The following is a 22,146-nucleotide window of genomic DNA, read 5'->3' as shown; positions in this document are numbered from 1 at the left end:
AGTTTCCTAAGCCGGATCAGAGAAGGTGCTTGATGGTGCTTATGGCCTCTTCTGGGGTTTTTGGGGTTTCTGCTAGGGATCGGGCTGCTTGGGCTAGTTTTTCGTACGGCGGGCCGTACGGGGCGATTCTGGTGGCTCCGCGGGTGAACAGGGCGGCGGCGCCGCGGGGGTTGCCTCGCTGGAGGTGGGTGAGCCCGACGCAGATCTGCGCCAGGCCCTGCCACAGCTCGCGTTCCTCCTGAGGAGAGGTCTTCCAACGGCCTTCGAGCACCTCGTGCGCGTGGAAGGGCCTGCCCTCGCCGAGCAGCCTGCGTGCCTCATGGAGCGCCTCGGCGGCGTCCGGCGCGTAGTCGTCGGGGACACGCTCCACACCCTGCGCGTCGTGCGGCAGGGGACGGCCGAAGGCGTCCCTGGGGCGGCGGTTGCGCGGCCTGCCCTCGGGGTCGCGGTCTCTGGGGATCGGATGGTCCGTCATCGGTCGAGATCCGCGTCCGCGAGCCAGGACAGGAGTTCGGCGTCGAACTCCTCTGGCCGTTCCTCGTGCGGGAAGTGCCCGGCCCCCTCGATCAGCCGCCACCGGTAGGACCCGGTCACGTGGCGGCTCGATCCCTGGGCGGTACGCGGCAGGGTGTGCGGGTCGAGCGCGCCGTGGACCTGGAGCGTGGGCGCGTGGACCTCACCGCGCATGATCCTGGCGTAGCGCAGGCCGTCGGGACGGAGCTGGGAGCGGGCGAACCACCGGTGGTACTCCAGCGCGCAGTGCGCCACGGTCGGGATGCGGAACGCCTCGCGGTAGGTCCGTGCGACCTCGGCCTCCGGCCAGCCGGGCCCCGACCACTCGTCGAGCATCCGTCCGACCAGCGCGCCGTCCTTCGCGGTGAGCCGCCACTCCGGCAGGAAGGGCAGCTGGAAGCCCAGCGCGTAGGCGCTCGCCCTGATCTGGCGGAGGGAACCGGTCAGCAGGGCGGAGCGGAGCCTGAGCGGGTGCGGCGCCGCGACCGGGACCAGCCGCAGGACCGACTTCGGGTCCCGGACGGCCATGGTCCAGCCCAGCAGCCCGCCCCAGTCGTGACCGACGACGGTCGCGCCGCTCTCGCCGAGAGCCCTGATCAGCCCGGCCGCGTCACCGGCCAGGGTCGGCAGGTCGTAGCCACGCGGCGGCTTGTCGCTGGCGCCGTACCCCCGCAGGTCGACGGCGACGGCGCGGTAGCCCGCGGCGGGCAGTGAGACGAGCTGGTGGCGCCAGGTCCACCAGAACTGCGGGAAACCGTGCAGCAGCAGGACGAGTGGGCCCTCACCGGCCTCGACCACGTGGAAGCGGGTGCCCCCCGCGTGGACCGAGCGATGGGTCCACGGGCCCTCGATCCTGACCAGGGACTCGTCCGGCTCGTTCACTGGTCCGGACTCACCGGTTCGCGGTGGGAACCGACCTGCCCGGCGCCCTGCGGGGCGGGGGCGGCGGCGAGGCCGGTCTCCGGCTCGCCTCCCTTGAGGTTCTTGAGCGAGCGCATGGTCCGGCGCATTCCGGTCAGGCCCTTGAGCCTGCGCACCCCGAACAGGACCAGCAGGGCCGCGACGACCAGGTAGAACACCGTGACGATGGTGAAGGCGAGCCAGTCCCACACGCCCAGGGCGACCAGGCCGTACGCGATGGCGAAGGAGGCCAGGATCAGGCACAGGTGGGCCATGAACGCGGCGGCGCCGAAGAGTCCGGCGGCCGTGCCCACCCGCTTGGCGTCGAACCTCAGCTCGGCCTTGGCCAGTTCGATCTCGGCGCGGACCAGGGTGGAGATGTGGTCGGTCGCGTTGGCGACGAGCAGGCCGAGCGACTCCTCCTGTGGTTCTGCGGACAGTGGCTCCGCGGCCGGGTTGTGTGTCATGAAGGATCTCCTATCGAGCGCCGGTGTCCATCATCATCCTGTGCGCCGGCGCGCTTGCGCACGCGTAGCCGGAGCAGGATCGCCGCCAGGACCGACGAGATGAGGCTCGCCGCGAGCACACCTGTGGTCACCGCGTTCACCCGTCCCGGATCGTCCCCGTATGCCAGGCCGCCGATGAGCAGCGACACGGTGAAGCCGATCCCGGCCAGTGTCGAGACGGCCGCCATGTCCCGCCAGTGCAGCTCCTCGGACAGTCTCGCCAGGCCGAGCCGTACGGCCAGCCACGCCCCGCCGAAGACGCCGAGGAACTTACCGACGACCAGCCCCGCGATCACGCCGAGCACCACGCGGTCGGTGAACATCGTGCCCAGCGCCTCCGGGGCGAGCGTCACCCCGGCGGACATGAACGCGAACACGGGCACGACGAACCCGGCCGACAGGGGGCGCAGGCGGTGGGCGGCCAGTTCGGCGGGGGAGTTCTCCTCGCCGGGATCGTTACGCACACGGGTCATCAGACCGAGGGCTACCCCGGCGACGGTCGCGTGAACACCGCTGATCTCCACGAGGTACCAGGCGGCCAGGGCGAGGGGGAGATAGATCCACGGGCCGCGGACCCGCTTGGCCTGGAGCAGGCCGTACAGGGCGATGACGGCGATTCCGGCGGCCAGGGCGAGGAGGTTGAGGTGGTTGGTGAAGAAGACGGCGATCACGGCGATGGCACCGAGGTCGTCGACCACCGCGCAGGTCAGTAGGAAGGCGCGTAGCGCCGGGGGCATCGCGCTGGCCGTCACGGCGAGCACCGCGAGCGCGAAGGCGATGTCGGTCGCGGTGGGTACGGCCCAGCCCTGTCCGGCCCCGGGAGCCCCCCAGCTCACCGCCAGGTAGACCAGCACGGGGACGACCATCCCGGCGATCGACGCGAGGATGGGCAACGCGGCCTTGCGGAGGTTGGACAACTCGCCGTGGACGAACTCCTCCTTGACCTCGATGCCGGCCACGAAGAAGAAGATCGTGAGCAGGCCGTTCTGGACCCATTCGCGGAGGTTGAGGTCCAGGTGGAGAGAGGCGGGGCCGAACGTCGTCTCGCGCAGCGCCTCATACGAGCCGGTGGACACATTCGCCCAGATCAGCGCGACGACCGTGGCGGCCAGCATGATGACGCCGCCGACCGTCTCCGTCCTCAGCGCCTCGGCGAGCGTGCGGGAGTGGTGGATGGTGGGCCTGAACGGCCAGATTTCGGCAACGCGACGCATGCGACCTCCGGGGAGTACAGGCAGGGCCGGTTCCCTCCCTGGCCGACCAGACTTCCCGGCACACCTGATCGCCAGCCTACAGAAGGCCGACGAATGGGATTCGCAGTACCTCAGTGTCGCATATCACTCATGATGGGCGGTCGCGCCCTCGGTCGCCCTCGCCTTGTGGGCGGCGACATCGAGGGGCGCGAACCGGGAGCCATCATCTGTCTCGCTCTTCATCCGCGCGCCGCGCCTGTGGCGGGGTGACCGCCCACGGCGCCCGAGACGGTCCTCAGTCCTCGCTCTTGGCGCTGGGCAGCTTCTCGGAGATGAGGTTCATCACCGTGCTGTCGGCCAGCGTGGTGACGTCACCGATGCTGCGGTTCTCCGCGACGTCACGCAGCAGACGCCGCATGATCTTGCCGGAACGGGTCTTCGGCAGCTCGGGGACGACCAGGATCTGGCGCGGCTTGGCGATCGGGCCCAGCGTCTTGGCCACGTGGTTGCGCAGCTCGGCCGCGATGTCCGCGCTCTCCTCCACGCTGCCGCGCAGGATCACGAACGAGACGATCGCCTGGCCGGTGACCGGGTCGGTCGCGCCGACGACCGCGGCCTCGGCGACCTTCGGGTGCGAGACCAGGGCCGACTCGACCTCGGTGGTCGAGATGTTGTGACCGGAGACGAGCATGACGTCGTCGACCCGGCCGAGGAGCCAGATGTCGCCGTCGGCGTCCCTCTTGGCGCCGTCGCCCGCGAAGTACATGCCCTCGAAGCGGGACCAGTAGGTGTCGATGTAGCGCTGGTCGTCGCCCCAGATCGTACGGAGCATGGAGGGCCACGGGTCACGGATGGCCAGGTAGCCGCCTCCGCCGTTGCCGACGCTGTTGCCCTGGTCGTCGACCACGTCGGCGGTGATGCCCGGCAGCGGGCGCATGGCCGCACCCGGCTTGGCGCTGGTCACACCGGGCAGCGGGCTGATCATGATCGCGCCGGTCTCGGTCTGCCACCAGGTGTCCACGACCGGGGTGCGGTTGCCGCCGATGTGCTCGCGGTACCAGACGTAGGCCTCGGGGTTGATCGGCTCACCGACGCTGCCCAGGACGCGCAGGGACGACATGTCGAACTTGGCGGGGATGTCGTCGCCCCACTTCATGAACGTGCGGATCGCGGTGGGCGCGGTGTAGAGGATCGTGACGCCGTACTTCTGCACGACCTCCCAGAACCGGCCCCGGTGCGGGGTGTCGGGGGTGCCCTCGTAGATGACGCTGGTGGCGCCGTTGGCGAGCGGGCCGTACACGATGTAGGAGTGGCCGGTCACCCAGCCGATGTCGGCGGTGCACCAGTAGACGTCGGTCTCCGGCTTGAGGTCGAAGACGGAGTAGTGGGTGTAGGCCGTCTGGGTGAGGTAGCCGCCCGTGGTGTGCAGGATGCCCTTGGGCCTGCCGGTGGTGCCGCTGGTGTAGAGGATGTAGAGCGGGTGCTCGGCGTCGTGCGGCTGCGCCTCGTGGGTCTCGGACTGGCGCTCGACGAGGTCGTGCCACCAGATGTCCTTGTCCGTCTGCTCGACCTCCTGGCCGGTCCGGCGGACGACCACGACGTGCTCGATGCCGGGGCACTCCTTGACGGCCTCGTCGACGGTCGGCTTCAGGGCGCTGGGCGCGCCACGGCGGTAGCCGCCGTCGGCGGTGACCACGACCTTGGCGTCGGCGTCCTTGATCCTGCCGCTGAGGGCGGTGGCGGAGAAGCCGCCGAACACCACGGAGTGGATGGCGCCGATGCGGGCGCAGGCGAGCATCGTGATCGGCAGCTCGGGGATCATCGGCAGGTAGACGGCCACCCGGTCACCCTTGCCGACCCCCAGCTCCTGCAGGGCGTTGGCCGTCTTGGCGACCTCCCGCTGCAGGTCGGCATAGGTGATCGTACGGCTGTCGCCCTCGGGCTCGCCCTCCCAGTGGTAGGCGATCTTGTCGCCGTTGCCCGCCTCGACGTGCCGGTCCACACAGTTGTAGGCGACGTTCAGCTCCCCGCCGACGAACCACTTGGCGAAGGGCGCGTTCCACTCAAGGGTGTTGTCCCAGCGCTTGGACCAGGTCAGCCGGTCGGCCTGCTTGTCCCAGAACGCCAGACGGTCACGCGCGGCCTCCTCGTAAGCCTCTGCGGTCACGTTCGCGGACGCGGCCAGCTCGGCAGGAGGGGCGAACCGCCGGGTCTCGTTCAGCAGGTTTGACAGCGTCTCCTGGGTCTCACGCGACTCGGAACCAGGGGTCTCCGGGGCCACTGCACACTCCTTATACGTACTGCTCGTCTACTGTTCGTGTTCCACTTCACCAGGCCAGAGGTGCCCGCCACAAGAGGTCTAGACTGGTCTGTACCAATCGGTGATAGCGGTCCGTACGGTTCACAGGCGCCTTAACACCGGATAACAACCGCAGCGGAAACGTTGCTCTTTTGTCATCGTAAGAATGTAGATGACGCTATTCGGCAGCCTTTAGCGGGGGGCCGTACTGAGCGCCTCCCGCCCCCGGAGGTCCCGTACTTACGGGCTGTCCGTAAGGACGGGGTGTGTCCGCCTCCCGGCACCCGGCCGCTATGGTCGGGGAGCGTGAGCGACCCATTGGCTGTCATCGCGGAGATGCCGGGCGTACCCGAGGCCGTCGCCGAGGCGCGCAAGGCCGTCGACCGGCTCTACGGCCACCGTGTGCTGCGGCGCAAGAGTCCCGAGGTCTCCGCCAGGTCGGCGCTGCGCGGTGCCCGCGCGTCCGCCGCCCTCGACGGCGCCGACGTCCCGCTGGAAGCCGTCCCCGAGACCGCCGACCCGGTCGTCCAGGGCGCGCTACGCGTCTCGGCCGAGCTGGGACGACTCGGCGCGACCTGGCGTACGGCACCCCGCCAGGTGCTGGCGAGGCTGCACACCCTCGCCGCGTCGGGACAGGGCGACGACCTGGGCCGCCCCCGGTCCTCCACGACGGCGCCCGACCCGCTCGGCCTGGGCGCCGCTCCCGGGCCCGAGGAGACAGTGGCCCGGGTGGACGGCCTGGTCGGCCTCCTGACCGGCCCGACCTCGGCACCCGCCCTGGTGCTGGCCGCCGTCGTCCACGCGGAGCTGGCGGTGCTGCGGCCGTTCGGATCGGCCGACGGGGTGATCGCCAGGGCGGCGGAGCGTCTGACGCTGGTCGAATACGGCCTCGACCCCAAGTCGCTGGCGGTCGTGGAGGTCGGTCACCTCGAACTCGGAGCCGCCTATCCGCGGGGCCTGCGGGCCTACCTGAGCGGGACGCCGGACGGGATGGCGACGTGGGTACGGCACTGCGCGGACGCGGTCGTCCTCGGGGTGCGTGAGGCCACGGCGATCTGTGAGGCCATGCAGCGCGGCTGAGGTGTCCTTGCGGCCTTTCGCCGACGCGCCTTTCGGACACAGCAGACGGCGCCCCTGGTCATGGGGCGCCGTCGCTAACACGACGCCACCGGGTTACCAAGCGTGCACCTGTCTATCGTCGGAACGGGTCGAGACCCGTACTCGACGTGCCTCCCGCGGCTCGGCGGCACGTGGGTACCCGGCGGTTCGTGCTCGGACAACTCGGACAAGTGGTCCGTGCACCCTTTGTATGACGGATTCGGGCTGTTGGGAACCCCTTGGGGCGGGTCCTTTACCGAACATGGGACATTTATGGACAAATCGCCCATGTAGGGCGCCTGGTATGCCGGGTGATCTTCGTGACCCCTGGCGACCGGTCACGCTGTGTGATCGAAAACGGGCCTATTAGGGACGCGCCCGATTGGCCGCTATGCCTATGCGAGATCGTTACATTGAAAAAAACTAGCGGAAACTGCAGATTGCTCCTCGACGAAACTCAACTTGATCGGGCAGCATGAGGTGGTATCTCCACAAAGTGGAGAGACCACGCACGCTTGGGCATGCAATGTCCTTGCCATGCCCTGGTCAACCGTTGAGGCTTTCTTCTGAAACGGGACCGGCTCTACCCCCCCAGAGCCGGACCGGTTGGCGGCCCCCGCTCTCCCCCCCGGCGGGGGTCGCCACTTTTTCTCCCCACCCCGCGTACGGCGGTACGCGGAGGACGGCCGGGACGTTCCTTCGTGAGGCCCCGACCGGATCGACGAGGGCCGGGTCCCTGGGCTCTTCTCGTCTCGCGACCTGACCGCGCCCCGCCTTCCGGTCTGGTCGTGTCCTGCCTTCCGGCTGTGTCTCACCGCCTGCTCCTGTCCCGTCCTTGTTCCCTGTCGTATCTCACCGTCTGGTCGCGCCCTGTCGGCGGTTGTCCACAGGCGGGACCGTCCCTCCCGGGTTTTCCACAGAACGGCGTTCGGCGCCGTCGAGGGGAGGGCGTTTGGCGGAAAGTGGGCTTCCCGCATCCCAGGGAGGCACCATTGGACCGTCCGTTGGTCATCACCGAGGACCACGATCTGCTCGACGACCTTCTCCGGGTCGCCGCCGCGGCGGGCGCCGAGCTCGACGTCGCCCACGCGCCCACGCACGCCAGGCCGTACTGGAACCGGGCCCCGCTCGTCGTGGTCGGCGGTGACATGGCCGACACGCTGGCGGCGACCGGGCCACCGCCCAGAGACCGCGTTCTGCTGGTCACCCGCGCTCCCGGCGATCCCGACGCGTGGCGCAGGTGCGTCGCCGTCGGTGCCCAGACGGTCCTGGAACTGCCCTCGGCCGAGCGGCGGCTGGTCGAGGAGTTCGCCGACGCCGTCGAGCCGGTTTCCAGGGCGGGGCCCGTGGTCTGCGTGGCGGGCGGGCGCGGCGGAGCCGGGGCCAGCGTCCTGGCGGCCTCCCTGGCGCTGACCGCCTCCCGGCGGCGCCTGCGCACCCTGCTCGTCGACGCCGACCCACTCGGTGGCGGACTCGACCTGCTCCTCGGTCAGGAGGAGGCGAAAGGCGCCCGCTGGCCGGACCTGGTCGCCCGCGAGGGCAGGATCAACGCCGCAGCGCTCCAGGCCGCCCTTCCCACGTTCGCGGAGCTCACCCTGCTCTCCTTCGGCAGGGGAGAGGTCGAAACCATCCCCGCGGAGGCGATGCGCTCGGTCCTTGAGGCGGGAATGCGCGGTTTCGACCTGGTCGTGGTCGATCTGCCGCGCCACTGCGACCACGCCGCCGCGCAGGCGCTCGCCAGGGCGGCGGCGACCCTGCTGGTCGTCACCGCCGACGTGCGCGGTGTGCTGGCCGCGGCGCAGGCGCTGGCCCGGTTGCGTGAGCACACCACCGAGATACGGGCCGTCGTGCGGAGCGGCGTCCTGGACGACGACGTCGTCACCTCCTCCCTCCGCCTGCCGTGCGCCGGAGGCCTTCCCGACCAGCCCAGGCTCACCGCCGCCCTCAACCGGGGCGATCCACCTCCGCTCGGCGGGCGAACCCCACTGGGGCGTTTCTGCGCGTCGTTCCTGAACTCGCTGCCCGAGGCCGAACGATGATCCGGGAGGTCACGGTCTCACCCGAGGTGGTCGAGGCCGTCCGGATACGCCTGGCCCGCGCCGGGACCGAGCCGAGCGCCGCCCACGTCGCGGCCGCCCTCAGGGCCGAGCGCGCGGTGCTCGGCGACGCGGAGATCCTGGCGGTGACCCGTGCCCTGTGCGCCGACCTGATCGGCGCCGGGCCCCTCGAACCGCTGCTGGCCGAGCCCGACGTGACCGACGTGCTGGTGAACGGCCCGGAGGAGGTGTGGGTCGACGACGGCAGGGGCCTGCGCCGTACATCCGTCGTCTTCCCCGACGAGGAGACGCTCCGGCGGCTCGCCCAGCGGCTGGCGGCGGCCGCGGGCAGGCGTCTCGACGACGCCTGCCCCTACGCCGACGCCCGTCTCGCCGGGGGCGTGCGGCTGCACGCGGTCCTGCCGCCCGTCGCCGCGGGAGGCACCTGCCTGTCCCTACGGCTTCCGCCACGCCGTACGTTCACCCTGCCCGACCTGGTCAGGGCGGGCACCGTCAGGGCCGAAGCCGTGCCCGTGCTCAGCGCCGTGGTCCGATCGAGACTCGCCTTCCTCGTCACGGGTGGGACGGGCACGGGAAAGACCACGCTGCTGTCGGCGTTGCTGTCCCTGGCCGATCCGGGAGACCGGCTGATGCTGGTCGAGGACTCGGCCGAGCTGCGTCCCCTCCACCCGCACGTCGTGCGGCTGGAGAGCCGCCCCGCCAACCTCGAAGGGGCCGGTGGCGTGTGCCTGCGCGATCTCGTGCGTCAGGCCCTGCGCATGCGTCCCGACCGTCTGGTCGTCGGCGAGGTCCGCGGTGCCGAGGTGGTCGACCTCCTCAGCGCCCTCAACACCGGCCACGAAGGCGGATGCGGCACACTGCACGCCAACACGGCGGCCGACGTCCCGCCCCGCCTCGAAGCCCTGGCCTGTGCCGCCGGCCTCAGCAGGGAGGCCGTCCACAGTCAGCTCGCCGCCGCGCTGGACGTCGTCGTCCACCTCGTCCGAGACCACACCGACGGGCGCCGCCGGGTGGCCGAGATATGCGTGATGGTCCGGCGTCCCTCCGGGCTGGTCGAGGTCGAGCCCGCCCTCACCTTCTCTTCCGACGGCCGGACGACCACGGGGCCGGGGCTGCCCGTCCTCACGGCCCGTGCTCCCGGTGTGCCCCACTCGCCCGTCCTGGCTCTGACGCGGGGAGAGACCCGGCCGCCGGAGGCGGGCCGCCGGTCGCGCGAAGAGCCTCCCGAGGCCGTGGGCGGCCGAGCCGGTCCTCCATCCGCCGTACGGATCGGTGGAAGAGCCCGTGCGCATGGGGTGCCGCCATGACGGTGGTGGCCGTGCTGCTGGCCGCTCTGTCGGGGTGGCTGTGGACCGGCGCAGATCAGGCGACCGCACGCCTGCTCCGGGCGGGGAGCGATCGGCGTCGTCCGGCCGGGCGTTCGCGCCGACCGGGTTCGCCGCTCGGTCTTCTCCTGGGCTCTCTGCCGTCGAGACGTGCGAAGGCCTGGCGGATCGCGTCGATCGAACTGTGTCGTGGCCTCGCCGCCGAACTGGCGGCGGGGCGGACCGCCGGAGAGGCGCTGGCCCGCGCCGTGTCGGCCACCGATCTTCCCGATCCCGCGGTGGCGCGTCCTCTGGCCGCGGTCGCGAGAGACGGCGGCGATGTTCCCTCCACCCTGCTGGCCGTCGCTCCCGAACAGGGCGGAGAGGCATTCCACGACCTGGCGGCCTGCTGGCGGGTGAGCACGACGACCGGGGCGGCCCTGTCCGTCCTGGTCGACCGCGTGGCCGCCTCGCTCGGGGAGGCACGGTCCCACCGCCAGGATCTCGCCGCCCAACTCGCCGGTGCCCGGGCCACCGCCCGCCTGCTGGCCTTCCTGCCCGCGCTCGGGTTGCTGATGGCGACCGGGCTCGGCATGGATCCTCTGGGCTTCCTGTTCGGAGGTCCCGCCGGTGCGGGGTGCCTCCTGGGCGGTCTGGCCCTCGACGGTTGCGGCCTGTGGTGGACGAACCGCCTCGTCGCCCGTGCCCAGCGTTTCTGATCCCGAGGCTGTCGCAGGGCCTCGGCCTCGGTGCCGGTTCGTCGCCTGTGTCCGGCGTTCCTGATCCCTGCCGCGTTTTGGAGGTGTCCTTTGTTCCCTGTCTCTTCCGCCTTCGCCGGACGACCACGGCGGCCGGGGTGATCCTTGTGCTGGCCGTCGTCCTCGCCGGGACCGCCGGATGGCTGTGGACGTCGCCCGAGGGTCCCGCGGATCGGGTCCACCGGGCCCTGCGAGCTCCTTCGAGTCCGTCCTCTCCGCCGCCTTTCTCTTCACGGCCCGCCGTACGGGGCTCACCCGTCACGGAGCGGGTCTGGACGCCGTCCTCGGCCCCCGCCTCAGGAGGACGGCGACGGCCGGAGCGTAGAGAGGTGGTGCTCTGCGCGATCGTCGGCCTGACGGCGTTCCTCGCGCTCGGGGGCGCCACCGGGCTCGTCGCCGGCGTGACCGGTTCCGCGATCGCGCTGGAGGCCGCGCGAAGGCGGCAGCCGTCCTGGCTCCGTCAGGAGCGCGACCGCGTGATGACCGACCTGCCCCTCGCGGTCGACCTCATGGTCGCCTGCCTGCGCGCCGGACAGCCGATCGCCGGTGCCGTCGACATGACGGCCGGAGCGCTCGGTGGGCCGCTCGGTGACCGGTTGGCGTGGGTGGGCGGGCAACTGAGGCTGGGAGCCGCTCCTGAGGAGGCCTGGCGGGCGATGTCGGCCGAGGGACCGCTGGCCGCGCTGGCGCGGACGATGAGCCGCGCCACGCTCAGCGGCGCGCCCGTGGCCGACGTTCTCACCAGGCTGGCCGACGACGCCCGCGAGGAGGCCCGTTCCGCCGCCTCGGCCGCTGCCAGGAGGGTCGGTGTTCAGGTCGTCGCCCCGCTGGGGCTCTGCTTCCTGCCCGCCTTCGTCTGCCTGGGCATCGTTCCCGTCGTGGCGGGCCTCGCCGGTGACGTGCTGTTTCCCTGAATCCCCCGATGTTTTCCACAGGGCGCGCTCGCGTCCCCGAGTTATCCACAGAACGCTGTTCGCGGCCCCGGAGCCCGGTCCTCATCGAGAAAGCTGACCTTGACCGGCGCCGGGTGCCCGCCCGGCGACAACCCCGACGACCCTCTCAGGAGGAAACGATGTCCCCGATGGTGTCCCCACCGTCCACCGGCTGTGGCCGCCCCAGGCTGAGGCGGTGGCTTCACGACCGTTGGGCCCGGCTGACCATGCTCACCGGCCGCGACAGAGGCATGTCCACCGCCGAGTACGCCGTCGGCACGATCGCCGCCTGCGCCTTCGCGATGCTCCTTTTCAAGGTGGTGACCAGCCCCGAGGTCCGGCAGATGATCAGCAATCTGATCAAGCGAGCGCTCAACGTGGCCGGATGACCCCCGTGAGATCCGCTGCGTCCCTCCGCCGATCGAGGGGGTCGGTGACCGCGGAGACCGCGGTCGCGCTTCCCGCCCTGGTCATTGTCCTGGCGGTCGCGCTGTGGGCGGTGACGACGGTGGGGGCGCGGCTTGAGTGCGTGGACGCGGCTCGGGCGGGTGCCAGGGCCGCGTCGCGAGGCGAGCCCCTGGAGCGGGTGCGAAGCGTCGTCCTGGCCGCGGCTCCGGCGGGGGCGCGGGTGACGGTGACCCGAGGAGCGGAGACCACCCGGGTGGAGGTGTCCGTGAACGTCGTTCCCGGCTGGGGCGCGTCGCTGCCCGGCGTCACCGTTCACGCGACCGCCGTCTCCATCACCGAGCCGGGTGTGGAACAGCCAGGTGGAACGCCGGAGTGAGGGGGGCCGAGCCCCGCGAGGCGAAGCCGGGGCAGGTCGCACGGACGAGACGGCCACACGGTGAAGAAATCGTGGAAGAAGGCGACCAAGCCACGGAGGAAGCACGAAGGAAGGACGGGGGACAGGCATGAGACGACGTGGGCCAGACGGGCGACAGACGAGAAAAGCGACAAGAAACGCTGAAACAGCAGCGGGCCCGACAGGCGGCTCGATAGGCACAACAAGCAGAACAGCAGGAAGACGGCGGGGAGCTGACCGGGGAGGGGCGACGATCTGGATGGCCGGGTTCATGACGTTGGTCCTCATGGCGATGGCCGTGATCATGCTCGCCGGAACGGTCAGGGTCGCCCGGCACCGCGCCATGAGCGCCGCGGATCTGAGTGCCCTCGCCGCCGCACGCCTGGCCTTCGCCGATCCACGACGCGCGTGCGCCCAGGCGGCCTCACTGGCCGAGGGCAACGGGGTGCGGCTCACCCGGTGCTCTGTCAACGGTCACGGGGTCGCCGACGTCCAGGTGACAGTACGGCTCCGCCTGCCCACGTTGGGCCCCCAAACGGTCACAGCCGTCGCCCGTGCCGGACCCGTCCAGCTCACCGTCCCCACAGGAGAGGCCGACGAAGCGGTGAGAGGCCCACCCCCGGAAAGACCCTCTCCTTCGCGAAGATCGGCTGCGCCCGTTCCGGCGGTGGATTCCGGGTCCTGACCGACCAGGTGGCTGCACGCGCCGGCCAGGTGCCGCGGTCGTCGGCTACGTGCCGGTGGCGGAGATCCCAGGGGGGTGGTCACCGTCGGCCGACGACGTGAATTTCCCGGTGACCTGCCAAGACGTGCCCGCTCTTCACGCTAGGGTCTGTTCCTTGGATCTTCGCCGTGGTGAGGACCGGCCGGTCGTGCGTGTCGCGAGGGAAGGAGTCCGTAACGGTGCTGTGGGCGGTAAGGGCCTTCCCGGCGTTCACGGCAGGCGCGGAACCGGCGGAACGTCACCGTGGGTGAACCGGCATGGCGGTCGGCGTCTGGCCGACCACGATGGGCGCGAAGATCCGTGAAGCGAACCTGGGGCGACCCAGGGTGACCGCGGTGAACAGCCGGTCAGTAAGGAGAAGGCCCATGTGGTGTCGAATGATTGCGAATGCCATGGCGGTTTGATCCTGATGTGTGACGCCGGATGCCCTGGCCAGACGGGCAGGACATCGGTTACACCAAAAAACAGCGGAACCTCCCCTCCGGCCCCTCCTCTCCGATTCACCCGGCAGAAGGCGAAACGACTGCGCGGATCGCCTGTCTCCTCTCGGGAGCTGTCGCTGAACACCAACCTCATATCGCGGCCGGAGTGAAGAGCTGCCGACAGGGCGCTCCCCACACCACGGTTCGCCACGACGACTGACCCGAACCGGGGAGAGAACACCATGCATGATCAGCCGTGGACCGCTGTGCCCCGTCTGGTGGCCTTTGATCTGGAGGGGACCGGTGGCCAGGACAGGGAGCGGGAAGCGGTCCTGGAAGTGGCCGTCGTCCCGCTGGACGACGGGTGCCCTGACCTTTCGGGCGCCTACCACTCCGTGGTGAACCCCGGCCGCTACATCCCGCCCCACCGGTGGATCTCGCCCGGACTGACCAACGATCTGCTCGGGCTCGCCCCACCGCTGGAGCACATCCGCCCGGAGCTGGCGACCCGTTTGGGCGGTGCCGTCGTCGTCGGCCACAACGTACGTGTCGACGCGCGGCTGTTGGAGTTGTGCTGCCCCGGCATCCGCCTGGCCGGATTGATCGACACGCTCAAGCTCGCCCGGTTTGTCCACCCCCACAACCGGCGGCTGGGGCTGACGGCGCTGTTGGATCACTATGGGCTCACCGAGGAGGTGAACGGGCTGACCGGCAGTGTGCCGCACCGGGCGCTGTGGGACGCGGTGGGAGCCGCCCTGTTGCTGGGAAGTCTGCTGCGAGACATCCCGGGAGGCGTCGACTACACCTTCGCCCAACTGAACACGGCGGCAGGTTTGCCTGACGCGACCGGTGCCGAGGAGAGCAGGTCGCATGAGGACGACCGGTCACAGTTGTTCTAGGGAGCGTTCTTGTTCCGGGGAGCGTCCCGACACGCTCTGGCGATGGTCCCATGAGGTATCGACGGGTGACCTGCCTCGGGCGTCGGCCTCCTGGCCGTTCTCGACCCGGCACGCATGGACCGTCGGCCGTACGGCCCGTGGCGGCCTTCTCCGGCGGGCGGAGAACCTCACGCGGCGCGGGAACGGGAGAGGCGAAACTTCCCGGGAAGTAATTCACATAAAAACGGTTATGTCGGAAGTTTGATTTTATGAAGGGGGTTTTTGTTAGGAACGCATTGACCTTCTCGCCTCGTCCTTCCCGAACTTCCCCTGCCCTCCACCGGGACTCGCGGGGGATCTCCATCTCGCCGGGCTTAGCGGGACTTCGTCAGGCTTCGCGGAGCTTCATGAGGTTTTGCGGAGCTTCATGAGGCTTGCGGGGCTCGGGTCTCATCATCACCTCAGCGGGTGCTCCTCGTCGATCACCATGTACACCCCGGAACCGTCTGCCGGGCCGAAACGAGGGCCAGAACGACGCCCAGAACGACGGACGGAAAGCCCTCGGAGAAGACAGGAGGACACCAGATGACGAGAGCGCCGGTAGTGGAGGTTCGCGAAGCAGTAGGGAAGCGCCGGTTGGATGATTGGCCACCATGGAGATGGAACGTGTTCCCCGGAGTACGCGAAGTCGGCTCTCCGTAGTTCCATTGCCCGAAGAAAAATCCCGCACCCCATGAGCCGTTCTCTCACGTGGTTGAGCCCTCATGTCGATTCCTGACATCAGGCCCCCGTACCAGACCCCGTTACCGATCCCCATGCCGAGATCTCGTACGCGATTTCATGTGGAGCGACAGCGGAGGGATGTACGGAACAGGCCTTCCGGCAGGCCCTCGGTTGACGGCCGGGAAACGGAATCAGGAGCCGACCGAGAGCAGAACGGCGAGCATGCGCAGAGCTCCCGCCTTGTCGAGAGGGTCGTTGCCGTTGCCGCACTTGGGAGACTGGATGCACGACGGGCAGCCCCGCTCGCACTCGCACGCCAGGATGGCCTCCCGAGTGGCCGTGAGCCAGTCGACGGCACGGGCGTAGCCACGTTCGGCGAAGCCCGCGCCCCCCTCGTGGCCGTCGTAGACGAAGACGGTGAGCAGGCCGGTGTCGGGGTGCAGTTCGGTCGAGACGCCGCCGATGTCCCAGCGGTCACAGGTCGCGAAGAGCGGCAGCAGGCCGATGGAGGCGTGTTCGGCCGCGTGCGCCGCCCCACCCAGGTCCAGGCCCTCCTGGGCCAGGGAGGCGGTCGCGGAGGCGGGCAGGGTCCACCAGACGGCCCGGGTGCGCAGGGTGCGCGCGGGAAGCTCAAGGGGTTCGTCGCCGAGCAGTTCGCCGCTCTGGGCGCGGCGTTTGACGTAGGAGACGACCTGGCGGGTCACCTCGACCGAGCCGAAGTGGAGTTCCCCCGGGCCGAGCGGGTGGGAGCGGAGCGACTCCAGGACGGAGATGTCGGTGACGTCCCTGGCGAAGGTCGTGTAGTCGGGGCTGCCCTCCTCCACGAGGGCGACCCCGGCGTCGAGGTCCAGCTCCTCCACCAGGAATGTCTCCCCCTGGTGGACGTAGACCGCGCCGGTGTGCACGGAGGTGTGCGCGGAGGCCTCGTCGACGGTGCCGAGCAGCCGCCCCGTCGACGCCTCGACGACCTGTACGGGGGGCCCGCCCGACCCCCTGATGTCGGCGAGGTCGGTCGCCCGTTCCCTTCTGGTCCAGAACCAGCCCGTCGGCCGCTCCCTGAGCAGGCCGTCCGTGACGAGGTCGGCCAGCACCTCCTTCGTGCCCTCCCCGAAGATCTCCAGGTCGTCCTGGGCCAGCGGGATCTCGGCGGCGGCGGCGCACAGGTGGGGCCCGAGCACGTAAGGGTTGCCGGGGTCGAGCACGATCGCCTCGACCGGGCGGCCGAAGAGGGCCTCGGGGTGGTGGACGAGATAGGTGTCCAGCGGGTCGTCCCTGGCGATCAGCACGGCCAGCGCGTCCCGCCCGGCGCGTCCCGCCCGGCCGGCCTGCTGCCACAGCGAGGCCCTCGTCCCGGGCCAGCCCGCGATGAGCACGGCGTCCAGTCCGGACACGTCGACGCCGAGTTCCAGCGCGTTGGTCGTCGCGAGCCCGGCGAGCGTTCCCGAACGGAACGCCTTCTCCAGCGAGCGACGGTCGTCGGCGAGATATCCGGCCCGGTAGGCGGCCACCCTGTCGGGCAGGTCCGCCGGTGCCCCGGTGCCGAACACGAGATCCTGGAGCCTGGCCCTGGCGGTCAGGGCGACCGACTCCGCGGCCCTGCGCGAGCGGACGAAGGCGAGCGTGCGAACCTCGGCGGCGACCAGGTCCGCCAGGAGGTCGGCGCTCTCCAACGTGGCCGGGCGCCGCAGCGGGGCGCCCCTCTCGCCCCGCAGGTCGGTCAGGGGCGGCTCCCAGAGGGCGAAGGTGGTCGCGCCCCGGGGAGAGGCGTCCACGGTCACCTCGGCCGTCTGGAGGCCCGTCAGGCGCTCGGCGAAGGCTCCGGGCTCACTGGCGGTCGCGGAGGAGAGCAGGAACACGGGCCGGGCGCCGTGGCGCGCGCAGACCCGGCGCAGGCGCCGCAGGATCTGCGCGACGTGCGAGCCGAACACACCCCGGTAGCCGTGGCACTCGTCGATCACGACCATCCTCAGCCGCCGCCAGAAGGCCGCCCACTGGGCGTGGCGGGGCAGCAGCGAGCGGTGGAGCATGTCGGGGTTGGTCAGGACGTAGTTGGCGTGCTTGCGGACCCACAGCCGTTCCTCGTAGGGGGTGTCGCCGTCGTAGGTGGCCGCGCGCAGCTCGGGGAGGTCCAGCTCGTTCAACGCACGAAGCTGGTCGGCGGCCAGTGCCTTCGTCGGCGTCAGATACAGGACCGTGCCCCCGTCCAGTACGGAGGACAGGGCGGGGACGAGATAGGCCAGGGACTTGCCCGACGCGGTGCCGGTGGCGATGATCACGTTTTGGCCGCGACGTACCAGCTCGGCGGCCTCGACCTGATGCGGCCACAGGCCCGGTATCCCACGGTTCGCCCAGCGCGTAACCAGTCGTTCCTCGACCCAGTCCGGCCAGCCGACCTGGCCACTCTGACGTGCGGGAACGTGTTCGACGTGGGTCACGCGATCGTGACGTGCGGGAACACGGAGCAGGGCGTCGAGCGCGGAACCCGCTCCGAGGGAGGAGGATGAGGTCGGAGTCACTGGTTTCCAGTCTGGCATCTGTGGGCAGAGTCGCCGGGAATCGTGATTTCGTATAGACACTGAGCGTACGCATGGTTGAATGCCGCGCGTCGGGGCTTGTCGTCTGGGGGCCACCCGGTCCCGGGAGTCACGCCTGAATCGGTACTTTCGCAGGCAAGGCGCTGGAGGATCTGTGGATCTGAAGTTGGACCACCATTCCGAGGACCGTCTCACCATCGTTGAGGTCGAGGGTGAGATCGATGTCTACACCGCGCCCAGATTGCGTGAGCTCCTGATCGACCTGGTCAACAAGGGAAACTTCCACCTTCTCGTGAACATGGAGAAGGTCGACTTCCTTGACTCGACGGGCCTTGGTGTCCTGGTCGGCGGGCTCAAGCGCGTTCGGGCGCACGACGGCTCACTGGAGTTGGTCTGCACCCAGGAGCGCATCCTGAAGATCTTCCGGATCACCGGACTGACCAAGGTCTTCGGGATCTACGCCTCGGTTGAGGAGGCCAAGGAAGCTCACGGCTCAGACAAGTAATCATGGCTACCGTCGAGCTGACGTTCAGCGCCCTTCCGGCCCATGTGCGTACGGCACGCCTGGTCGCCACGGCGATCGCCAGGCGCACCGGGGTGGAGGAGTCGCTGCTGGACGAGGTACGGCTCGCAGTCGGTGAGGCGTGTTCCCGGGCTGTCGAGGCACATCGTCTCCATTGTCCGGGAGAGCCGATCCGCATCGAGCTACGTGATGATCTCGGGCGGTTCGAGGTCACCGTCACGGATGCGGCCCCGAGCGACGAGCTGGAGCAGGAGCAGGTCTCGTTAGGTTTCGAGGACCCGCTCGTGCAACTTCCCGACACCCTGATGTCCGGTTTCGGCATCGCGGTCATCGTGGGGCTGGCCGACGACGTCCAGGTCTATCCGAGCCAGAAGGGCATGTGCATCCGCATGAGCTGGCCCGCCACGGCCAACGGCCTGTCCGCGGTCTGACCGTCCGCACCCCCCACGAACCGCTCCCGGTCCGGACATGATCCGGACACGGGACCGGCGAGCGGCTCCCCAGCGTGATCTGACAGCGTGAACACCCCGGCAGCCGGGCGCGTCCTCCAGGGCGCGTCCGGCTGTCTGTTTGGGGGGGGCGAAGCGGGGCAAACATAACTTTGATACGTGCAGACCGAAACAGGCGTGAAGGCTGGCGAAGAACCTCCTGCCCCGATTTGAGTCTCCTGTTAACCATGGGAGTCGGGAAGGATTACTGACCCTGTCATCAAATGGCCACGCGCGGAGGCTTCATATCGGCGTCCTCGCTGCGTAGACTCCCGGCACCGGCCAAGGTTTGTCCTTCGGAAACGGCTCGTAGGAGGGCTGAGTTCCGTGGGAGGTCTGCGGACGCAACCGGAAGCGGCATTGCCAACCACCCCGGATGCGCGCCGCTCCCACTGCCGATCATCTATCGCGGCGCAGTCCGGGCAGGACGTGTTCCCGTCTTGCCAAGGAGAGTCGGATGCCTGTGCTCGATCTCGCCGCTGCTGCAGAGCCAGCGGTTTCCCTGAGCGGTTCTCACTTCAACATCGTGATCGCTGTGGCCGTCGTGGCCCTGATAGCACTCGCCGTGGCGGCCGTGCTGGTCCGGGAGGTGCTCGCTGCCAGCCAAGGCACCGAGCGCATGCGGAACATCGCGCGCGCCGTACAGGAAGGGGCTTCCGCGTATTTGACGCGGCAGTTCAGGACCCTGGCGTTGTTCGTGGTCCTCATTCCCTTCCTGCTCTACCTGCTTCCCGCGGACTCGACCGGAGTGGCCGTCGGCCGTTCCGTTTTCTTCGTGGTCGGCGCGGTCTTCTCCGCGCTGACCGGCTTCGTCGGCATGTGGCTCGCGGTCCGGGGGAACGTCCGGGTCGCCGCGGCCGCCCGTGAGTCCGGCGAGAAGGTCGCCATGCGGATCGCCTTCCGCACCGGCGGCGTGGCCGGCATGATCACCGTCGGCCTCGGCCTGCTCGGCGCCGCCATCGTCGTGATCGTCTACGGCGGCGAGGCCCCGGCGGTCCTTGAGGGCTTCGGCTTCGGCGCCGCGCTGCTGGCCATGTTCATGAGGGTCGGCGGCGGCATCTTCACCAAGGCGGCCGACGTCGGCGCCGACCTGGTCGGCAAGGTCGAGCAGGGCATCCCCGAGGACGACCCGCGCAACGCCGCGACCATCGCCGACAACGTGGGCGACAACGTCGGTGACTGCGCGGGCATGGCGGCCGACCTGTTCGAGTCGTACGCGGTCATGCTGGTGGCCAGCCTCATCCTCGGCAAGGTGGCCTTCGGCACGGAGGGCCTGGTCTTCCCGCTGGTCGTGCCCATGATCGGTGTGCTCACCGCCATCATCGGCATCTTCACCACCGCCCCCCGCAAGGGCGACCGCAACGGGATGGCGGCGATCAACCGGGGCTTCTTCATCTCCGCGGCCATCTCCGCCGTCCTGGTCGCCGTCGCGGCCTACCTGTACCTGCCCAGCAGCTTCTCCGCGCTGAGCGGGGTCGACCCGCAGATCGCCGCGATCACCACCGACCCCCGTCTGATCGCCATCGGCGCGGTGCTCATCGGTCTGGTGCTGGCCAGCGCCATCCAGATCCTCACCGGCTACTTCACCGAGACCAACCGGCGTCCGGTCAAGGACATCGGGGAGAGCGCCCGCACCGGTCCCGCGACCGTCATCCTGTCCGGCATCAGCGTCGGCCTTGAGTCGGCGGTCTACTCGGCGCTGGTCATCGGCGCCGCCGTCTACGGGGCGTTCCTGCTCGGCTTCGGCAACGTCACCGTCGCCCTGTTCGCCGTCGCGCTCGCCGGAACCGGCCTGCTGACCACGGTCGGCGTGATCGTGTCGATGGACACCTTCGGCCCGGTCTCCGACAACGCCCAGGGCATCGCCGAGATGTCCGGCGACGTCGAGGGGGAGGGCGCCAGGGTGCTCACCTCGCTCGACGCGGTCGGCAACACCACCAAGGCCATCACCAAGGGCATCGCGATCGCGACCGCCGTACTCGCCGCGACGGCCCTGTTCGGCGCGTTCAGGACAGCGGTCGAGACCCAGCTCAGCTCGGCGAGCCAGGCGGTGAAGGACGCGCTCGGCTCGTTCAGCGTGTTCAACCTGAGTGTCGACTCGCCGAACGTGCTCGTCGGCCTGGTCGTCGGCGCGGCGGTGGTGTTCATGTTCTCCGGTCTGGCGATCATGGCGGTCGGCAGGGCCGCCGGACGGGTGGTCTTCGAGGTCCGCGAGCAGTTCCGCACCAAGCCGGGCATCATGGCGGGCACCGAGCTGCCCGACTACGGCAGGGTCGTGGACATCTGCACCCGTGACTCGCTGCGGGAGCTGGCCACGCCGGGTCTGCTGGCCGTACTCACCCCGATCGCCGTCGGTTTCGCCCTCGGCTACCCCTCGCTGGGCGCCTTCCTCGCCGGTGCCATCGCCTGTGGCACGCTGATGGCGGTGTTCCTGGCCAACTCGGGCGGCGCCTGGGACAACGCGAAGAAGCTGGTCGAGGACGGTCACCACGGAGGCAAGGGCTCCTCCGCCCACGAGGCGACCGTCATCGGCGACACCGTCGGAGACCCGTTCAAGGACACCGCAGGACCGGCGATCAACCCGCTGCTCAAGGTGATGAACCTGGTGGCGCTGCTGATCGCCCCGGCCGTGGTGATCTACGCCGACAACGTCGCGCTGCGGACCGGGATCGCCCTGGTCGCGGTGGCCATCGTCGTCGGCGCCGTCGTGGTCTCCAAGCGCCGGTCGGCGAGCATCTCCCCGACCGAGGACAACCACGTGGACCGTACGCGGGAGCCGGTCACCAGCTGACGGGCGAACCGGTGTGAAGGGGTGCACGGTCCTCGTGCACCCCTTTTCCCGTACATGAGCCCATCGGTGTGTGCGGGACCCCACGGTGGAAGACTGATCCGTATGGAACAGCAGCCCTCCGGAGGAGGCAGAACGCTCGTGTTCATCCTGTTGGCGATGGTCGTGGTCTTCGCGGCGATCGCGGGCATGGCGATGTGGGCGTCGCGATGAGCACCGGGACGAACGGGGCGAACGGGGCACGGACGCTGGTCGTCCTCAGGCACGCGAAGGCGGCGCACATCCCCGGGCTGGCCGACAGGGAGCGGCCTCTCACCGAGCGCGGGCGCCGCGACGCGGACCGGGTGGCGCGGGTGCTCGCCGACCTGGGTGTCCAGCCCGACCTGGTGCTCTGCTCGCCGTCCGTGCGCACCAGGCAGACCGCCGAGCTGGCGCTGCCGGGCACGGACGTCGTCTACGAGTCCGAGATCTACGAGGCCTACGCCGACGAGCTGCTCGCCCTCCTGAGGCGTGGCGACCCCGAGGTCCGCACGCTGGTCCTGGTCGGTCACAACCCCGGTGTCCACGAGCTGGTCCAGCTGCTCACCACAAGAGACGACGAGGGCTTCCCGCCCGGCGCGTTCGCGGTCATCGAGACCGACGACGAGTGGTCCGGCCTCGACGCCGGGCGTGCCGTCGCGCGCTGGAGCCCCAAGGAGCAGTAG

At 69.9% G+C, this 22,146-nt stretch carries 19 protein-coding genes; 13 read left to right on the top strand and 6 right to left on the bottom strand.

What is annotated here, in order from left to right; genetic code table 11:
- Positions 1–16: 16 nt before the first annotated feature.
- From ABT340_RS13545 to acs, 5 genes are all read right to left on the bottom strand, one after another.
- Positions 17–475 (bottom strand): DUF309 domain-containing protein, encoded by a 459-nt coding sequence (locus ABT340_RS13545; protein ID WP_352011007.1) that lies wholly within the window; start codon positions 473–475, stop codon positions 17–19.
- On the bottom strand, positions 472–1,395 hold the full coding sequence (locus tag ABT340_RS13540; protein ID WP_352011006.1) for an alpha/beta fold hydrolase: 924 nt from the start codon (positions 1,393–1,395) through the stop codon (positions 472–474). The genes ABT340_RS13545 and ABT340_RS13540 overlap by 4 nt, the downstream gene beginning before the upstream one ends.
- Entirely contained in the window at positions 1,392–1,880 is a 489-nt protein-coding gene (locus tag ABT340_RS13535; RefSeq protein ID WP_352011005.1) for a phage holin family protein, read from the bottom strand. The genes ABT340_RS13540 and ABT340_RS13535 overlap by 4 nt, the downstream gene beginning before the upstream one ends.
- Positions 1,877–3,133 carry a Na+/H+ antiporter NhaA gene (nhaA, locus tag ABT340_RS13530; protein WP_352011004.1) on the bottom strand — a complete coding sequence of 419 codons (1,257 nt, stop codon included), beginning with the start codon at positions 3,131–3,133 and terminating at the stop codon, positions 1,877–1,879. Before nhaA ends, ABT340_RS13535 begins: the two co-directional genes overlap by 4 nt.
- A gap of 274 nt (positions 3,134–3,407) precedes the next feature.
- Positions 3,408–5,393, bottom strand: coding sequence for an acetate--CoA ligase (acs, locus tag ABT340_RS13525; protein ID WP_352011003.1), 1,986 nt, complete (start codon positions 5,391–5,393; stop codon positions 3,408–3,410).
- Between the two features lie 324 nt (positions 5,394–5,717).
- Between acs and ABT340_RS13520 the strand changes: the two genes are divergently transcribed.
- The 9 genes from ABT340_RS13520 (at position 5,718) to ABT340_RS13480 (ending at position 14,407) form a co-directional block, all read left to right on the top strand.
- Positions 5,718–6,491 (top strand): Fic family protein, encoded by a 774-nt coding sequence (locus ABT340_RS13520; RefSeq protein ID WP_352011002.1) that lies wholly within the window; start codon positions 5,718–5,720, stop codon positions 6,489–6,491.
- 1,010 nt (positions 6,492–7,501) lie between these two features.
- Positions 7,502–8,548 carry a septum site-determining protein Ssd gene (gene ssd / locus ABT340_RS13515; protein ID WP_352011001.1) on the top strand — a complete coding sequence of 349 codons (1,047 nt, stop codon included), beginning with the start codon at positions 7,502–7,504 and terminating at the stop codon, positions 8,546–8,548.
- On the top strand, positions 8,545–9,873 hold the full coding sequence (locus ABT340_RS13510; protein ID WP_352011000.1) for a TadA family conjugal transfer-associated ATPase: 1,329 nt from the start codon (positions 8,545–8,547) through the stop codon (positions 9,871–9,873). Before ssd ends, ABT340_RS13510 begins: the two co-directional genes overlap by 4 nt.
- Complete coding sequence (locus tag ABT340_RS13505) at positions 9,870–10,589, top strand: type II secretion system F family protein (RefSeq protein WP_352010999.1); 720 nt, start codon at positions 9,870–9,872, stop codon at positions 10,587–10,589. The genes ABT340_RS13510 and ABT340_RS13505 overlap by 4 nt, the downstream gene beginning before the upstream one ends.
- A gap of 368 nt (positions 10,590–10,957) precedes the next feature.
- Positions 10,958–11,542: a type II secretion system F family protein gene (locus ABT340_RS13500; RefSeq protein WP_352010998.1), complete on the top strand. Its 585-nt coding sequence runs from the start codon at positions 10,958–10,960 to the stop codon at positions 11,540–11,542.
- Between the two features lie 158 nt (positions 11,543–11,700).
- Positions 11,701–11,949 carry a DUF4244 domain-containing protein gene (locus ABT340_RS13495; protein WP_352010997.1) on the top strand — a complete coding sequence of 83 codons (249 nt, stop codon included), beginning with the start codon at positions 11,701–11,703 and terminating at the stop codon, positions 11,947–11,949.
- 44 nt (positions 11,950–11,993) lie between these two features.
- A complete protein-coding gene (locus ABT340_RS13490; RefSeq protein ID WP_352010996.1) occupies positions 11,994–12,344 on the top strand; it encodes a TadE family type IV pilus minor pilin in 351 nt (116 codons plus the stop codon).
- 127 nt (positions 12,345–12,471) lie between these two features.
- Entirely contained in the window at positions 12,472–13,047 is a 576-nt protein-coding gene (locus ABT340_RS13485) for an Rv3654c family TadE-like protein (RefSeq protein ID WP_352010995.1), read from the top strand.
- 703 nt (positions 13,048–13,750) lie between these two features.
- Positions 13,751–14,407, top strand: a complete 657-nt coding sequence (locus ABT340_RS13480; RefSeq protein WP_352010994.1) for a 3'-5' exonuclease — start codon at positions 13,751–13,753, stop codon at positions 14,405–14,407.
- Between the two features lie 893 nt (positions 14,408–15,300).
- On the opposite strand, the gene ABT340_RS13475 is transcribed toward ABT340_RS13480, so the two are convergent.
- Positions 15,301–17,643 (bottom strand): DEAD/DEAH box helicase, encoded by a 2,343-nt coding sequence (locus tag ABT340_RS13475; RefSeq protein WP_352010993.1) that lies wholly within the window; start codon positions 17,641–17,643, stop codon positions 15,301–15,303.
- Between the two features lie 154 nt (positions 17,644–17,797).
- On the opposite strand from ABT340_RS13475, the gene ABT340_RS13470 reads away from it, so the two are divergent.
- From ABT340_RS13470 to ABT340_RS13455, 4 genes are all read left to right on the top strand, one after another.
- Positions 17,798–18,148: an STAS domain-containing protein gene (locus tag ABT340_RS13470; protein ID WP_184711921.1), complete on the top strand. Its 351-nt coding sequence runs from the start codon at positions 17,798–17,800 to the stop codon at positions 18,146–18,148.
- 2 nt (positions 18,149–18,150) lie between these two features.
- Positions 18,151–18,597: an ATP-binding protein gene (locus tag ABT340_RS13465; protein WP_352010992.1), complete on the top strand. Its 447-nt coding sequence runs from the start codon at positions 18,151–18,153 to the stop codon at positions 18,595–18,597.
- 514 nt (positions 18,598–19,111) lie between these two features.
- The gene (locus ABT340_RS13460) at positions 19,112–21,445 is read left to right on the top strand and encodes a sodium-translocating pyrophosphatase (RefSeq protein WP_352010991.1); all 2,334 of its coding nucleotides are present in this window, start codon (positions 19,112–19,114) and stop codon (positions 21,443–21,445) included.
- Positions 21,446–21,651: 206 nt separating this feature from the next.
- Positions 21,652–22,146 carry a SixA phosphatase family protein gene (locus ABT340_RS13455; RefSeq protein WP_352010990.1) on the top strand — a complete coding sequence of 165 codons (495 nt, stop codon included), beginning with the start codon at positions 21,652–21,654 and terminating at the stop codon, positions 22,144–22,146.

Origin of the sequence: Streptosporangium sp. NPDC000239, assembly GCF_040300765.1 — a bacterium.
Taxonomy (GTDB): domain Bacteria; phylum Actinomycetota; class Actinomycetes; order Streptosporangiales; family Streptosporangiaceae; genus Streptosporangium.
Note: the sequence above shows the minus strand (reverse complement) of the source record. Positions and strands in the feature narration are given on the sequence as shown.

Excerpts from the sequence above, each read along its gene's own strand:
- ABT340_RS13545 (WP_352011007.1), bottom strand. The coding sequence starts at position 475 with ATGACGGACCATCCGATCCCCAGAGACCGCGACCCCGAGGGCAGGCCG.
- ABT340_RS13535 (WP_352011005.1), bottom strand. The coding sequence starts at position 1,880 with ATGACACACAACCCGGCCGCGGAGCCACTGTCCGCAGAACCACAGGAG.
- nhaA (WP_352011004.1), bottom strand. The coding sequence starts at position 3,133 with ATGCGTCGCGTTGCCGAAATCTGGCCGTTCAGGCCCACCATCCACCAC.
- ABT340_RS13510 (WP_352011000.1), top strand. The coding sequence starts at position 8,545 with ATGATCCGGGAGGTCACGGTCTCACCCGAGGTGGTCGAGGCCGTCCGG.
- ABT340_RS13505 (WP_352010999.1), top strand. The coding sequence starts at position 9,870 with ATGACGGTGGTGGCCGTGCTGCTGGCCGCTCTGTCGGGGTGGCTGTGG.
- ABT340_RS13495 (WP_352010997.1), top strand. The coding sequence starts at position 11,701 with ATGTCCCCGATGGTGTCCCCACCGTCCACCGGCTGTGGCCGCCCCAGG.
- ABT340_RS13485 (WP_352010995.1), top strand. The coding sequence starts at position 12,472 with ATGAGACGACGTGGGCCAGACGGGCGACAGACGAGAAAAGCGACAAGA.
- ABT340_RS13480 (WP_352010994.1), top strand. The coding sequence starts at position 13,751 with ATGCATGATCAGCCGTGGACCGCTGTGCCCCGTCTGGTGGCCTTTGAT.
- ABT340_RS13475 (WP_352010993.1), bottom strand. The coding sequence starts at position 17,643 with ATGCCAGACTGGAAACCAGTGACTCCGACCTCATCCTCCTCCCTCGGA.
- ABT340_RS13465 (WP_352010992.1), top strand. The coding sequence starts at position 18,151 with ATGGCTACCGTCGAGCTGACGTTCAGCGCCCTTCCGGCCCATGTGCGT.
- ABT340_RS13460 (WP_352010991.1), top strand. The coding sequence starts at position 19,112 with ATGCCTGTGCTCGATCTCGCCGCTGCTGCAGAGCCAGCGGTTTCCCTG.
- ABT340_RS13455 (WP_352010990.1), top strand. The coding sequence starts at position 21,652 with ATGAGCACCGGGACGAACGGGGCGAACGGGGCACGGACGCTGGTCGTC.